This is a genomic window from Micromonospora sp. LOL_014 (assembly GCF_048060245.1).
In the GTDB taxonomy this organism is placed as follows: Bacteria; Actinomycetota; Actinomycetes; order Mycobacteriales; family Micromonosporaceae; genus Micromonospora_E.
In genome coordinates, this window is record NZ_JBHMIP010000054.1 from 1 (window position 1) to 14,526 (window position 14,526).

Below are 14,526 nucleotides of genomic sequence, written 5' to 3' on the forward strand. Positions count from 1 at the left end.
GACGATGGCCCGCGGCTTTGGGCGCTGCGCCGGACCTCCGGGTCCGGCGAGGATCGCAACTCCGCGACCTACGACACGGTGAACCTGGCCGCGATCGCGCTGCGCCGGACCTCCGGGTCCGGCGAGGATCGCAACGAGTCGGACGTCATGCAGTTCAGCTACGACCAGGTGGGCTGCGCCGGACCTCCGGGTCCGGCGAGGATCGCAACGTCGAAGTAGCGGACCTGGTCGAGCCCGGCGAACTCGGCTGCGCCGGACCTCCGGGTCCGGCGAGGATCGCAACTACGCCGATCCGGAGGCCGACCGGCAGGCGGTCATTTGCTGCGCCGGACCTCCGGGTCCGGCGAGGATCGCAACAACATCCGCTCTGCGACGTCGGCCAGGAAGACCAGGTCGCTGCGCCGGACCTCCGGGTCCGGCGAGGATCGCAACCAGGTGTCCTGAAACCAGGTTGTCTGCGTAGCCACCCAGCTGCGCCGGACCTCCGGGTCCGGCGAGGATCGCAACCGCCGGGAAGACCGCTTTGCCCGGTACATGGCCGAGTCGCTGCGCCGGACCTCCGGGTCCGGCGAGGATCGCAACCTTCCGGGGTGTCGAACAGGGAGGGCTGGTCGGGGTTGCTGCGCCGGACCTCCGGGTCCGGCGAGGATCGCAACCGCCCCCATCGTTTGCAGTCCCCCCGGCGTCACCGCCGGGCTGCGCCGGACCTCCGGGTCCGGCGAGGATCGCAACGACCCGATGTCCGGGCGGGGCAGATGCGTCAGGCGGCTGCGCCGGACCTCCGGGTCCGGCGAGGATCGCAACCACGCCCGCCAGATCCGCACCCGCGGCAGCCTACCGGCGCTGCGCCGGACCTCCGGGTCCGGCGAGGATCGCGACTACGCGCATTAGCGTTGAGTCATCGTGCGCGGAGGCGTAGCGTGTCCAACGCGATACTCATCGACGTGACCTGCGCTTGGCCTCTTGACCGCGCCGAGCCCTGGTCAGGGTCTACCTGCGCGGTTGCCTGACTCGGCTGCCGTCGGTCGCTAGACCTACCTGGCTGCCTACGTCCTCACTGTCCGCAGCGGCCAGGACGGCGTCCAGGAGGCCGGGGAACCGGGTGTGCAGGTCCTCGCTGCGCAGGACGACGTAACACCGAGTGCCTTCCTGCCGGGTACGGGTAAGCCCCGCGTCCCGCAGCACCCGTAGGTGGTGGCTCAACGTCGACTTGGAGACCGGGACCCGCAGTGCTCCCCAGCCCTGTTCCTGGCCGTCGGACAGCAACCGGACCAGCCCAACCCGGATCGGGTCACTCAGTGCCGCCATCACCTCAGTGAGAACCATCTCCTCGGGATCCGGGTGCCGTGTTTCCTTCACCCCCACATGGTACCTTGTTCGATGTTCTACGAACGTCGAACGAAAGGTGTTGTGATGATGAAACCCAACGACAGTGGGTCGTTTGCGGACCGTGTTGTCATCGTTACCGGAGCGGGGTCGGGAATCGGTCGTGCGACCGCGATCGCATTCGCCGAGGCCGGCGCGCACGTCCTCGGCGTCGGGCGCCGTAAAGACGCGCTGAACACCACCGCGCAGCAGCACCCACGCATCGCCGTGCTTGCCGCCGATATCCGCGCCACACATGCACCCCAGGCAGTCATCGACGCCGCCGTTGACCGATGGGATCGGGTCGACGTCCTGGTCAACAACGCCGGTGCCACGACGATCATGCCGCTGGCCGACGCAACTACGCACGGCATCGCCAACCTATTTGATCTTCACGTCACCGCGCCCAGCCTGCTCGCTCGCGCGGCCCTGCCCCACCTGCAGCAGACCCAGGGGTCGATCATCAACCTTTCCAGCACGTACGGGCACCGCCCGGCACCCGGCATCGCCCACTACGCCGCCTCCAAGGCCGCCCTGGAACAGCTCACCCGATGCTGGGCACTGGAACTAGCAGCCACAGGAATCCGAGTCAACGCCCTGGCCCCCGGCCCCACCGAAAGCGAGGCCCTGACCGCCGCCGGCCTCCCCGAACCGGTGCTCAACCAGATCAAGCAAGACGAGGCCGGACGGATCCCGCTTGGCCGTCGGGGAGAGCCCGACGAGGTTGCCACATGGGTCCTCCGCCTGGCTGACCCCGTCGCCACCTGGCTGACCGGACAGATCCTCACCATCGACGGTGGCCTCGAACTCACCTGACATCACCCGGACCAGCGCCGGTGACCCGCGCAAGCGCTCGTCCGACTCGTTGCTTAGTGTGGACACTGCGCTGAACCTTGTATCCGGCGAGGATCGCAACCAGGCTTCAGTCACGGCCTCTACGTCGCATGTGGTGGTTGCGCCGGGTCTCGGGGCCGGCGAGGATCACAACGCCGGACGTGTCCGTCGACTATTCGGACGGTGGACCGACGAGCTGGCGGATCTTGTCCAGCGTCTCCTGCGCGTTGTTGTCGGCAAGCTGGCGCAGCACCTTGGCCGTGCTCCTGCTGGGTTGAGAATCGCGTTGACTACGGCAGCGATAGGACCAGAGGTCAGGTACACGACCACCTCCTGCTCCTGGTATTGGGGCAGATCAGCCGGAAGATGCCGCAGTCCGTACGCTTCAAGCTTCTGACTGATCTCGGCACGTACGGTCGAGCCGAGTCGCCCAGCGCCCTCGACGTCCCGCAGCACCTGTGCAGTCGTACCGAGGACCCCGCCCTCATCAGCCACCCGCCGACGCAGTTCCTCATAGCTCGTGGGGTTCATCCTGCCGGCTGGTTCCGGCGAGAGCATGGCGTCCGGCGGGTCTACTCCAGGTCGAACTCGGCGGTGGCGACATCCTTGTCCAGTCGCAGCAGCCAAGACGCGCCGATCACCCCGGCTCCGGCAACCGCCGGCTTGGCTCGGATGATCTGACTGCGTCGGAGGGCGTCCGCAGCGCCGGCGCTGTCGCCGGCCGCTGCGCTTGCTCTGCTCAGGTTGTGTAGCACCGCTGCGAGGTTGGGGTCGACGTCGGTCGCCGTGTCCAGGATGGAAGCCGCGCGAGCGAGCAGGTCCTTTGCCTGTTCCGGCTCGCCCAACGCTTGGCGGACGGCGGCGAGGTCGTTGAGGATCACGGCAACGTCCGGGTGGGCGGCACCGAACGCCTGATCGTAGATGCCAAGTGACTGCTCCAGCACCTGGCTCGCCTCCTCTGACCTGCCCAGCTCGTGCAGGATCACACCGTGGTTGATCAGGTCGGCGGCCAGGGCAGGATGCCGGGTGCCCAGAGTCTCGGTGTCGATCTCGACTGCCTGTTCGGCGCAGCGGCGGGCAGCAGCGAAGTTCCCCGCGTCGGCGTAGGCGTTCGACAGGTTGTTCAGCGAGGTGGCGACATCGGGGTGGCTGACCCCGAAATGGGCCCGCCGGATGTCGACAGCGCGCTCGTGCGCGCGAACTGCGCCATCGGCGTCGCCGGCCTGCCGTTCCACGTTGCCGAGGTTGTTCAGCGTCGTCGCGCAGGCGGGGTGATCCCCACCGAGCGTGTGCTCCAGGATCGTCAGCGCCCGGAGGTGGTAGTCCCGCGCCTTGCTGAGCGAACCTAGACCCCGCAGGACCGTACCGGAGGCGTTGAGGGCGACCGCCAACCGGGGATGATCCTGGCCGCGATTGGTCTCTCCCAACTGGATGGCTTCTTCGAGCGCGGCGAGCGCTTCCGGAAGTCGTCCGCTCGCCCGCAGCGCCATTCCGGTGCGGGTCAGGATCTCCGGCAGGTCTGGAGTGGTGAAGTCGTGCGGCCGGCGCAGAATGTCCATGGCCGCGCCCAAGACGCCGAGGGCCTGCGCGTACTGCCCCTGGATCCGGAGATACTCGCCGACCCGGGCGTACAGCGAGACCACTTGGCGGAGCGCGACGTTGTGCTCGGCGGCGTGTCTCGCGGCGGTGAGCGCGTGCGGGACGACAGTGTCACAGACCGGCCAGTTATCAGCTGCCGTGACATCGAGCGGCAGCGCGTGTTCGGCATAGATTGCTGCGATGCCCGCGCAGCGCCGACGGTCAGCGGCAGTCAGCGACTGCCGGGCCAACGTCTGCACCAGCCGGTGTACGGTCAGGCCGTCCGGGCTCGCCTGTAGCAGCGAGTACCGGCTGAGGATGCTGACCGCCTGGTTGTAGACGATCCGGTCGTCATGCAGGGGACGCAGCCGGCGTGGATGGTCCGGCGACCACGACCGCAGCATAGTGTGCGGGATACCCTCCGGGCTCAGGAAAGCGCAGAGGCTCAGCAACTCCTGCGCGATCGGCAACTCTTTGCGGATCGTCGCCACCGCCGTCAGCCAAGTGGACGCCACCGTGCGCGGATAGTTGGACAGCGAGCCGAGAGCCAGGACGTCGGCGGTGCGTGAACGCAGCAGATCCAGGTAGTCACGGATCGACGTCGAGGTCTCCTGCATGTAAGACGATGCCTGGTCGAGGGCCAGCGGCAGATCGCCGAGGAAGGCGGCGAGCGCGTCGGCGTCGTTGCGCTGGCCGGCCGGCGGTGCCAGAAACGCGACGGATTCCGACCGCTTCCACGGCGGCACGATGATGACGGCGGCGTTGCGCCAGTGCTGGTTCCTCGTGGTCACGAGGACGTGCCCGGACCGCCGCTGCGGCAGGTAGTCGTCGACCAGTTCCTCTGCTTCGGCGTTGTCGAAGACCAGCAGCCAGTTGTCGCGCTCCGCCAACCAGTGCCGGATGACGTCGATCTGCTGGGGCTGCGGACTCGCCGGATCGACCGGCAATCCGTGCGCGCCGGCCAGCCCGAGAAAGTCGTCGTCGAGCGTGACACGGTTCTCCGCCCGTAGCCACCAGACGACCGGGTACTCGGACCGGTAGTTCTCCACGTACGCGAGGGTGAGTTGGGTCTTGCCGACTCCGCCGAGCCCAGCGAGGGCCAACCGTCGCTGCTCGATCAGCGACTCGTGCGCCTCAGTGAGAAGCCCGGCCCGGCCGGTGAACCGAGGGGTGAGCTTCGGTCGTGGGGTGCTGGGCGGAAGCGGTACCCGGTCGGTCGCCATCGTCATCTCCTCCGCTGCAATGTCGCGTGTCGTCACGAACGCCGACGCCACCACGAGCGCGAGCCCCAACCCCGCGAGCAGCAACTGGCGTACCGGCGAGTCGACAACCGGGATGCGGACGCCGAGCATCTCCACCCCGCCGGCTGCGATCGCCGCTACGACGCAGACGATCCCGGATGCCGACAGCTGCGGGTCGAGCCGCCGCCCCGGGCGGACGCTCCAACGACGACGTCTCATCGTGCCGCCCACCGCAGCGGGCCGTTCACCGGTCGATGTCGTCGCGGGCCTCGGCCGATCTTGCTTCCAGTAACACGATGACCTCGTCGAGCCGGCCCGCCTCGTTCAGCGCGGCCCGCCGGGATCGACGCGCGGTGTTGAGTCCGAAATCGAGGTACGCCGGCAGTAGGTGGGGCGCACGATCGCGCAGCGCCCGCAGGTGAGCCTCGATCGTTCCGACGTCCGCACGGCGTACCGGCCCGGTCAACGCGTGGTCGCCGTGCCGCAGGGCGTTTTCCATCGAGGTACGCGCCAGCGGGGCCAGCACGAACCCGGGGTCCGGCACGCCGGCCGCCATCAATGCCTCCATCGCCGCGGCCAGCAGGGTGATGAGGTTGTTCGCACCGAGGACCAGCGCGGCGTGGTAGAGGGTACGGTCCTCGTCGGCGATCCACACCGGAACGCCCCCCACGTCGCGCACCAGTTCCTCGGCGAGTGGCCGGTCATGCGGTCGGGTGGTGACCGCGTACGCCAGACCGGCCAGATTGTCGGCATCGGTCGGGAGGCCCGGAAAGGTCATCGCCGGGTGGACGGCGATCGGTACGGCACCGGCCTCGGTCGCCGGTGCGAGAACCGCCAAACCGCACGCACCGCTGACATGCATCACGATCTGCCCCGGCTGGAGCAGACCGCCATCCGCCAACTCGGCGGCGACCGATCCGATAGCGTCGTCGGTGACGGATAGCAGGAGTATGCCCGCGCTCTTGGCGAGCGTGGGTACGTCCCGCAGCGGGGTGTCAGGAAGGACGTCGGCTGCCCGCTGGCGGGACGCCTCGGACCTCGCGTTGACCCCGACGAGCTCGTATCCGGCGCGGAGCAGCGCCAGTCCGAGAGCGGTGCCGACCCGGCCGGCACCGATGACACCGACCAGCCGGTCCATCATCGTCGGCACTCGCATCCCTCGCTTCGACCGAGTTCATGATCGGCGGCGAGTAGCCCCCGAATTACATTCGGCAACACCGTACCGGACGTCGGTGGGGTACGTCAGCGACCGCAGGTGGGGCGCTCGGATCAGGTGCCGGCGGTGCGGAACGACGAAGATCCATCCCGCACCGCCGATCGCCCTACCGTCACAAGATCGCGTACAGCAGTCCGACGGCGATCATGAAGGCAATGACGCCACTCGCAGGGCCTTCGGTGCGTGCGACGAACAGGCCGACAGCCGACCATCGCGGCACCGCCGAGGATCACCGCCCACCTGTGAGTCCTGGCAGCGCGCAAGCATCCCATGGCGCTGAAGTTGACTGCCGCCGGGCGGTTCGGCCACCATGGCGGGACGCATCCCGGAGGCGTCTGATCCGAGGCGCGGGTGCGACATCATGGATGTCGAGGATCGAAACAGCGCGATGGGCTGCAGCGAGTCCACTGAACGGTCGGGTGTGGTGGGTGAGTGGCTGACACTCCTCCACCGCCCCGTCAGTTGTTTGCTTCAATCAGGAACCTGGTCTTGACAGTGGATTGCTGTGGTGGCTTCATAGACCGGTCCTTTTTTGTTTGCGCGGAATGTGAGAGATCTGTTCATGTCTGGGGAGCGGTCGCTGTGGGCGCACAGTCCGGGTAGGAACAGCGGTCGCTGGCATCGACTTGAAGATCATTTGCGGGGGACCGCTGAGCTGGCCAGGCGATTCGCGTCGCCGTTCGGCGGCGGCGAGTTGGCGTACTGGCTGGGCGCACTCCATGACGTCGGGAAAGCGTCCTGCGCCTGGCAGGATAAACTGACGAAGGTCGCCGACTCCGGTCGGCCGGTCGGCATCGACCACAAGTCATTGGGGACCCGGATCGCGCATGAGCGCGGGCTCGGCGGCTATTCGGCTGCGATCTTCGGCCATCACGGCGGGTTGATCGACACCAGCACGTTGGGGAAGGCGCTCAAGCAGGGATTCAGCCGGGCGCAGGACGTCACCTCGGCTGAGGACGAGCTGCCCCGACTGTTGCCCGATCTGCCAGCCGACCTGCGGCACACCATTCCCGACGCGTGGCTGCAGGACCAACTCGTGGGGGAGATGGCGCTGCGGCTGTGCTACAGCGCCCTGGTCGACGCCGACGGTCTCGACACCGGCGCGCACTTCGACGGCCTGGCCGCGCCCCGGGTCCGCGCCGACGCCGACTTCGGCCACCTGTACAAGCTGTTCGAGCAGCGCCGTACTGCCATGCTGGAGCAGCGCCGAGCCACCATGCTCGCCGCCGGCAAGTCGTCCCCGGTGGACGACCTGCGCGAGCAGGTCTACGCCCAGTGCGTCAGCTTCGCCGACCAGCCGCCGGGGATCTACCGGCTGCCCGCGCCGACCGGGGCCGGCAAGACGCTCTGCGCCGCCGGGTTCGCGCTGCGGCACGCCGAGAAGAACCAGCAACGACGCGTCATCGTCGCTGTCCCGTTTCTGACCATCACTGGGCAGAATGCCGCCGTCTACCGTGGCATGCTCGATGAGCCCGGCGCCGAGCCGGTCGTCCTGGAACACCACAGCCAGGTCAACTTCGAGGACGCTGCCACCGGACGGTGGGGCCGACTCGCCGCCGAGAACTGGGACGCACCGTTCGTCGTGACCACCTTCGTTCGCCTCTTCGAGTCGCTGTTCGGCCGTCGGCCGTCCGCGGTGCGCCGGGTGCACCGGCTCGCCGGGTCGGTCATCGTCCTCGACGAGGTGCAGGCCCTGCCGCACGACATGCTCGTCCCGATCCTCGACGGGCTGCGGCTGCTGGTGCGGCACTTCGGCACCACCGTGCTGCTCTCCTCGGCCACCCAGCCCGAGTTCTGGTCGCTGCCGACCCTGGACGGCGTGGACTACACCGACGTGCTGACTGACGTGCCCGCCGTCGCCAGCCAGCTCAAACGGGTCCGCTACGAATGGCAGCTCGACCCCGCCCCGACCCTCGCCGACATCGCCGACCGGGCCGCCGACGACGTCGCCGCCCCCGCTGGCCGGCCGCCCGCCGCGATGGTCGTCGTCAACACCACCGCCAACGCCCAGTCCGTCTTCGACACCTGGCGCGACGGCGGCGACCTCGACCACGCCCGGCACCTGTCCACCCGGATGTGCCCGGCGCACCGGCAGCGCGTACTCGAAGACGTCCGTGACCGGCTGACGAACGACGAGCCGGTCCTGCTGGTCTCCACCCAGCTCATCGAAGCCGGCGTCGACGTCGACTTCCCGACCGTCTACCGGGCGATGGCCCCCGCCGACTCGCTGCTGCAGGCCGCCGGCCGGGCCAACCGGGAAGGCCGCCTCGACCACGGCCGCGTCGTCATCTTCGCACCCGCCGACGGCAGCGCTCCGGAGACGTACAAGCGGCTCGTCGGCGCCGCGACCACCCACTTCGGACCCGACTGCGCCGACCCCGATGACCCTGACGCACTCGCCGCCTACTACCGCTCCATCTACAGCACGCTCAACCTCAACGACCCGCAGCACATCGGCCAGCAGATCCAGCGGTCCCGGGCCGCCTGGGCGTATGAGACCGTCGCCGACGGGCCGCTCGACGACAGCGGACACCGCGACCGCAAGCGCGCCTTCCGCATCATCAGCGCCGACAGCATCTCGGTGGTCACCCCACAAGGCGCCGGTACGCCCGACGAGCGCGCCGACGTCGAAGAACTCGTCCACCGGGTACGCACCGCACCCGTACCCGACATGCGTGACCTGCGCCGGCTGCAGCCCTACACCACTACCGTCCACCCGGGCGTGCCCCAGCGCGACGCCGGTGTGCGGGCCCTGATGCAGCCGATCCTCGGCTCGGACGTCCGAGTCGGCGCGCTCGTCGAATGGCGCGGCGACTACGACCCGTACACCGGCATGATCTTCGACCCGAAACTGGAGGACTTCATCCTGTGACCACGGAAGTCGTCAACGGGCTGGCCTTGCGCCGCAGCGCCGACGGAGACCTGCCGATCGCCGTCCAGGTCAGCGGCGACGCCGCCCTGTTCTCCCGCCCCGAGCTGAAAGTCGAACGGGTCACGTACCCGGTGATGACCCCCACGGCGGCCGTCGGTGTCCTCGAAGCGATCTACTGGAAACCGGAGATCCGCTACGAGATCGTCGCCATTGAAGTGCTCAAACCCATCAAACAGTTCACCATCCGCCGTAACGAAACCACCGACGTCGCCCCGCTCGCCGACGCCATCCGCGGCAAGCGCCGTGTCGACACCGTCGCCCACCGCGACCAGCGCAACGCCGTCTGCCTGCGCGACGTCGCCTACCGCATCCACGCCCACCTGGTGCCGGCGGTACACGCCGACAAACCCGCCGCCGCCTACCGCGACCAGCTGCGCCGCCGGGTCCGCCGAGGAGCCTGCTTCCAACAGCCCTACCTCGGTACGCGCGAATTCAGCGCCGACTTCAGCTGGCCCGACGACACCCCGCGCGACACCAGCGTCAACGAAGAAGTCGGCATCATGCTGCACACCATCCACCGCGACGGCAAAAACCAACCCCGGATGGAATGGTTCGCCGCCCGCGTCGCCGAAGGCGTCCTGCACGTCCCGCCACGCGGCATGGAAATGGCGCTACCGCCCACTGGCGGAGCCGCCTGATGCTGCTGCAACGCCTCGTCGAATTCGCCGCCACCAGCGACGACGTGCTTCCGCCCTTCTATGGCCGCAAACCCGTACGGCTGATCATCGACATCGACCGGGACGGCGGCTACCGGGGGCAGACCGACACCGCCAGCGACGCCGCCGGTGCCCGATTCGGCATCGAACGGAGCGTGCCGGCCGTCACCCGTACCGTCGGGATCGCCCCCACCCTCGCCGTCGACAACGTCGAATACGCGCTCGGCTGGGTCGCTGACGGCGGCAAAGCCGACCGGATCGGCAAACAGCACGACGCGTTCGTCGAACTCATTCGCGACTGGGCCGAAGCCGAACCCGACGGACCCGGCCCGGCGGTCGCTGCCTTCTACCGCAGCCGCCAACACTACAAGGTGCAGCAGCCGGACAAGTGGGGCCGGGCCGACATGGTCGGCATCCGGGTCGCAGACGAGTACGCCTTCGAGCACGACAGCGCGCGACGCTACTGGGCGACCGTCGCCGCCGGCCGCAAAGGGCTCGGCCGGGCCGGCCGGTGCCTCGTCTGCGGCGAGGTGCGCGACCTGCTCAAGACCATCCCGCAGCAGATCCCGCAGCGGCTGCTGCCCGGCGCCACGCAGGGAGCGTCGCTGGTCAGCGTCAACGAAGCGGTGCACGGCTACGAGCTGACCAAGTTCCTCGGCAACACGCCGATCTGCGTCACCTGTGGACTGACCTTCATGTCGTCGCTGACCGTTCTGCTCAGCGACACCAACCACCATGCGAGCCTGCCCGGCCAGAACGCCAGGCTGACCTGGTGGGTGATCGGCGGCGCGTCGTTCGACCCGATGGGGCCGCTCGACCAGGAGGACGAGAAGACCGCGCTGGACATGATCGTCAGCCCGACGCGCGGTGTCGAAGCGACCGTCGACGACCTGTCGAAGTTCTGCTCAGTCACCGTCTCCGGCAACGTCGCCCGCGTCGTCGTCCGCGACTGGGTCGAAATGCCGCTGCCGGCAGTGAAAGCCAACCTCCGCCGCTGGGTCGACGACCACAAGATCGCCGGCTGGGACGGTAAGCCGACCCTCGTCAAGCTCGTCCAGCTCACCCGGGTCGCCGGCCGGTGGCAGCCCGGCCGGGGCAGCGGCCCCGGCAGCTGGATCAAACTCGGCGCCCGAGGGGAGGACCGCCCCGGCGGCCTCTACCACGCGCTGTGGCGGTCAGCGGTCTTCGGTGCGCCACTGCCACCAAAGATCCTCGCCCACGTCATCGACCGCATCCGCACCGACGGCCGCGTCGACGCCGCCCGGGTCGCCCTGATCCGCCTCGCCGTCCTGCGCCGCCCCGGGCTTCCTCCGTACCACGCAGAAAGGCTGACCCCGACGTTGAACGACGCCAACCGCGACCCCGCGTACCTGTCCGGTCGCGCCTTCGCCGTGCTCGACGACCTGCAACAGGCCGTCTACCGCGCCGCGAACCAGCAGCTCAACACCACCTTCGCCGAACGCTACATGGGCCGGGCCATCACGAACCCGCAGGCGGTGCTGGTCAACGGACGTCGCTCCGCCACCGCCTGGCTGCGACGGCTGCGCGGCCCGCTCGGCAAACCGGCCTGGGCCGGTGCGTACGCCAACCGACTCGACGACATCTTCGCGCAGATCGACGCCGACACCTCGATCCCCAGCTCGGCCATGCTGACGCAGAAGGCCGCGTTCGTCCTCGGCTACCACCACCAGCGCGCCGCGATGCGGGCCGAACGGATCGAAGCCGCCGCCAACAAGAAGAACACCGATCTGCCACCCGCCGACCTGCCGCCCGGTGCGGACGGGACGCCGGCAGCTGACGCACCTGAAGGAGACGCCGCATGAGTGCCGCCCACCTCGACCCCGCCCGCCGGCACGACATCGTGATGTTCTTCGATGTCACCGACGGCAACCCCAACGGCGACCCCGACGGCGGCAACCAGCCCCGCACCGACGACGAGACCGGGCAGGGCCTCGTCACCGACGTCGCCATCAAGCGCAAGATCCGGGACACGGTGGCGCTGATGCGCGGCGGCGACCCCCGGTACGGCATCTTCGTCGAAGCCGGCCACGCCCTGAACACCCGGTCTGACGAGGCGAGAATCGCCGCGCCTGGCGGGATGGACCAAGCCCAGCAGTGGCTCTGCGAGCACTACTTCGACATCCGCATGTTCGGCGCGGTGCTCACCGGCGGTGGAGGCAAGGGCGGCCTCGGCCAGATTCGCGGTCCGCTTCAGGTCGGCTTCGCCCGCAGCATCGACCCGATCCTGCCGGCCGACCACGCCATCACCCGGGTCACCCAGACCCGCCAGGAAGACATCGATAGAGGCGAGCGCACCGAGATGGGCTCGAAGTGGACCGTCCCGTACGGGCTCTACCGGGCACACGCCTTCTACTCCGCGCCGCGCGCCGCCAAGACCGGCGTCACCTCCGACGACCTCACCGCGCTCTGGCGGGCCATCGCCATGATGTTCGACCACGACCGGTCCGCCACCCGAGGCGAGATGAAGCTCTGCGGGCTGTGGATCTTCAGCCACCCCGACGCGCTGGGCGTCGCCCCCGCGGCCAGCCTCACCAAGCGGATCCAGGTAAGCCGGACCAACCCCGACAAGCCGGCCCGCCAACACCTCGACTACCAGCGGACCATCGCCGACACCCCGCTGCCCGACGGCGTCCAACTCACCACCGAGGTGGACCTCTGGCTGTGACCGACCCGGTCGAGAGCGACAGCGGGATCCGCGAGGTCCCGCTGTCCGCCCTCGAGCACTACGCCTACTGCCACCGGCAGACCGCGCTCATCCACGTCGAACAGGTGTGGGACGAGAGCGCGGAAACGGTACGCGGAGACCTCAGCCACACCGCCGTCGACCTGCCCGGCGTCACCCGCCGGGCAGGTGTCACCGTCGTACGGTCACTACCGGTCGGCAGTGAGACGTACGGGCTGCGTGGCGTCTGCGACGTCGTCGAGTTCACCGGACAGGTCGCCACCCCGGTCGAATACAAGGTCGGCCGGTACCAGGCCGGAGGACCAGCCGAACTGCAACTCGGCGGACAGGCGCTGTGCCTCATCGGCGCCGGATTCGAAGTGCCGCTCGGCTACATCTACTCCGTCGCCGAACGCCGCCGCCACCCGGTCACCATCGACGACACACTGATCGAGCAGGTCATCGAAGCCGCCGGGGCGGTACGGAGAATCTTCGGCACGTCGAAACTCCCGCTCGCCCGCAACGACAAACGCTGCCGGCGGTGCTCCCTGCGCGACGCCTGCCTGCCCGAAGCCACCGATGGGCACAGCCGGCCACTACTCGACCTGTTTACCCCGCGACCACTCGGAACCTGGCGTGACTGAACTGCTGAACACTCTGTACGTCCAGAGGCCGGGCACAAGCCTGCACCTCGACGGCGACACCCTGCGGGCCTTCCACCCCGACGACGAGCCAAAGACCCCGCCCAGACGGGTGCCGCTCGTCCGCCTCGACCACCTCGTCGCCTTCGGCGGAGTCAACGTCAGCCAGGAACTGCAACTACGCTGCGCAGCCGACGGTCGGTCCGTCACCTACCTGACCGGCAACGGGCGGTTCCTGATGCGGACGGTCGGGCCGGCCACCGGCAACCCGCTGCTGCGGCAAGCCCAGCACCGCGCCGCCGACGACCCCCAACAGCGGGTGTCGATCTCCAAGGCCATGATCGCCGGGAAGATCCACAACAGCCGGCAGGTGCTGCTGCGTACCGCCCGGGACAGCTCCGGATTTCGCCAGACCGCACTGCGCGCCAGCGCCGACCTGATCGCCGAACGACTGAACCTGCTGCGCGACGCCACCACCATCGACGAAGTATTCGGCGTCGAAGGAATCACCGCCCGGGACTACTTCGCCGCCATGCCGCACCTGGTCACCAGAAGCAAAGAATGGAAGGTCGCCGGCCGCAACAAACGTCCGCCCACCGACCCGGTCAACTGCCTGCTCTCCTTCCTCTACGGGATGCTGCGCGGCGCCGTGCACGGAGCGCTCGAGCAGGTCGGGCTCGACCCGTACATCGGGCTGCTGCACGGCGTACGGTCCGGCAAGCCGGCGCTCGCGCTCGACCTGATGGAAGAGTTCCGTCCCCTGCTCGTGGACCGGCTGGTCTTCACCCTGCTCAACCGGCGCGAACTGAGCGACAAGGACTTCGATCACCTGCCGAACGGCGCGTACCAACTGACCGACGATGGGCGCAAGAAGGTGTTCACCGCCTGGGAGAAGAGCCGGCAGCGGGCCTGGCCGCACGCGTACCTGCGGCGTGACGTCGAAGGCGCACTGCTGCCGCTCGTACAGGCGCGGCTGCTTGCCCGGCACCTTCGCGGCGACCTGGCCGCGTACCAGCCGTGGACGGTCGCCTGAAATGGACCTGCTCGTGACGTACGACGTCGAGACCACCACCCCGGCTGGTGCCCGCCGGCTGCGCAAGGTGGCGAAGATCTGCGAGGGGTACGGGCACCGCGTCCAAAAGTCGGTGTTCGAAGTAGTGTGCCGGGACGCGGACAAGGTCAAGCTGGTCGCGGCCATCGAGGCGGTCATCGACCCGACCCGCGACAGCGTACGGATCTACCGCCTTCCCGCGATGGCTCTCGACGATGTCGAACACCTCGGACGTCCCCGTGGGCTCGATCCACGCGGCCCGTTCGTGATCTAGTGCCGCGTCAGGCAACGTTGGCCCTGTTGACTACCTCGCGTAGGCGTTCGTCGGC

The 14,526-nt window shown here is 68.8% G+C and carries 11 protein-coding genes and 1 CRISPR repeat array; of the genes, 8 read left to right on the forward strand and 3 right to left on the reverse strand.

From position 1 onward, the window contains the following. The first annotated feature begins 23 nt into the window (after window positions 1-23). Window positions 24-879: direct repeats of the CRISPR family, unit length 37 nt; unit sequence GCTGCGCCGGACCTCCGGGTCCGGCGAGGATCGCAAC. Between the two features lie 111 nt (window positions 880-990). Further along, complete coding sequence (locus ACFHW1_RS27885; RefSeq protein WP_416569393.1) at window positions 991-1,326, reverse strand: ArsR/SmtB family transcription factor; 336 nt, start codon at window positions 1,324-1,326, stop codon at window positions 991-993. A gap of 90 nt (window positions 1,327-1,416) precedes the next feature. Between ACFHW1_RS27885 and ACFHW1_RS27890 the strand changes: the two genes are divergently transcribed. After that, the gene (locus ACFHW1_RS27890) at window positions 1,417-2,181 is read left to right on the forward strand and encodes an SDR family NAD(P)-dependent oxidoreductase (RefSeq protein WP_416616555.1); all 765 of its coding nucleotides are present in this window, start codon (window positions 1,417-1,419) and stop codon (window positions 2,179-2,181) included. 590 nt (window positions 2,182-2,771) lie between these two features. Here ACFHW1_RS27890 and fxsT read toward each other — a convergent pair. Together fxsT and ACFHW1_RS27900 are read right to left on the reverse strand one after the other, a co-directional pair. Continuing rightward, window positions 2,772-5,237: an FxSxx-COOH system tetratricopeptide repeat protein gene (fxsT, locus tag ACFHW1_RS27895; RefSeq protein WP_416616557.1), complete on the reverse strand. Its 2,466-nt coding sequence runs from the start codon at window positions 5,235-5,237 to the stop codon at window positions 2,772-2,774. Window positions 5,238-5,262: 25 nt separating this feature from the next. Beyond that, on the reverse strand, window positions 5,263-6,159 hold the full coding sequence (locus tag ACFHW1_RS27900; protein ID WP_416616563.1) for a Rossmann-like and DUF2520 domain-containing protein: 897 nt from the start codon (window positions 6,157-6,159) through the stop codon (window positions 5,263-5,265). A 712-nt stretch (window positions 6,160-6,871) separates the two neighbouring features. Here ACFHW1_RS27900 and cas3 point away from each other — a divergent pair. Genes cas3 through cas2 form a run of 7 tightly spaced genes read left to right on the forward strand, consistent with a single transcriptional unit; the run spans window position 6,872 to window position 14,471 of the window. After that, complete coding sequence (gene cas3, locus ACFHW1_RS27905; RefSeq protein ID WP_416616559.1) at window positions 6,872-9,106, forward strand: CRISPR-associated helicase Cas3'; 2,235 nt, start codon at window positions 6,872-6,874, stop codon at window positions 9,104-9,106. Continuing rightward, on the forward strand, window positions 9,103-9,804 hold the full coding sequence (gene cas5c, locus ACFHW1_RS27910; protein WP_416556841.1) for a type I-C CRISPR-associated protein Cas5c: 702 nt from the start codon (window positions 9,103-9,105) through the stop codon (window positions 9,802-9,804). The genes cas3 and cas5c overlap by 4 nt, the downstream gene beginning before the upstream one ends. Next, window positions 9,804-11,645 carry a type I-C CRISPR-associated protein Cas8c/Csd1 gene (gene cas8c / locus ACFHW1_RS27915; protein ID WP_416569388.1) on the forward strand — a complete coding sequence of 614 codons (1,842 nt, stop codon included), beginning with the start codon at window positions 9,804-9,806 and terminating at the stop codon, window positions 11,643-11,645. The genes cas5c and cas8c overlap by 1 nt, the downstream gene beginning before the upstream one ends. Further along, complete coding sequence (gene cas7c / locus ACFHW1_RS27920) at window positions 11,642-12,508, forward strand: type I-C CRISPR-associated protein Cas7/Csd2 (protein WP_416616561.1); 867 nt, start codon at window positions 11,642-11,644, stop codon at window positions 12,506-12,508. The genes cas8c and cas7c overlap by 4 nt, the downstream gene beginning before the upstream one ends. Then, complete coding sequence (cas4, locus tag ACFHW1_RS27925; RefSeq protein ID WP_416569390.1) at window positions 12,505-13,149, forward strand: CRISPR-associated protein Cas4; 645 nt, start codon at window positions 12,505-12,507, stop codon at window positions 13,147-13,149. Before cas7c ends, cas4 begins: the two co-directional genes overlap by 4 nt. Continuing rightward, on the forward strand, window positions 13,142-14,179 hold the full coding sequence (gene cas1c, locus ACFHW1_RS27930) for a type I-C CRISPR-associated endonuclease Cas1c (RefSeq protein WP_416569391.1): 1,038 nt from the start codon (window positions 13,142-13,144) through the stop codon (window positions 14,177-14,179). The genes cas4 and cas1c overlap by 8 nt, the downstream gene beginning before the upstream one ends. A gap of 1 nt (window position 14,180) precedes the next feature. Then, window positions 14,181-14,471, forward strand: a complete 291-nt coding sequence (gene cas2 / locus ACFHW1_RS27935) for a CRISPR-associated endonuclease Cas2 (protein WP_289212942.1) — start codon at window positions 14,181-14,183, stop codon at window positions 14,469-14,471. Window positions 14,472-14,526 lie beyond the last annotated feature (55 nt).

What these genes read in the sequence shown, in the direction of transcription:
- ACFHW1_RS27885 (WP_416569393.1), bottom strand. Translation starts at nt 1,326, where the DNA reads ATGGTTCTCACTGAGGTGATGGCGGCACTGAGTGACCCGATCCGGGTT.
- ACFHW1_RS27890 (WP_416616555.1), top strand. Translation starts at nt 1,417, where the DNA reads ATGAAACCCAACGACAGTGGGTCGTTTGCGGACCGTGTTGTCATCGTT.
- fxsT (WP_416616557.1), bottom strand. Translation starts at nt 5,237, where the DNA reads ATGAGACGTCGTCGTTGGAGCGTCCGCCCGGGGCGGCGGCTCGACCCG.
- ACFHW1_RS27900 (WP_416616563.1), bottom strand. Translation starts at nt 6,159, where the DNA reads ATGATGGACCGGCTGGTCGGTGTCATCGGTGCCGGCCGGGTCGGCACC.
- cas8c (WP_416569388.1), top strand. Translation starts at nt 9,804, where the DNA reads ATGCTGCTGCAACGCCTCGTCGAATTCGCCGCCACCAGCGACGACGTG.
- cas7c (WP_416616561.1), top strand. Translation starts at nt 11,642, where the DNA reads ATGAGTGCCGCCCACCTCGACCCCGCCCGCCGGCACGACATCGTGATG.
- cas2 (WP_289212942.1), top strand. Translation starts at nt 14,181, where the DNA reads ATGGACCTGCTCGTGACGTACGACGTCGAGACCACCACCCCGGCTGGT.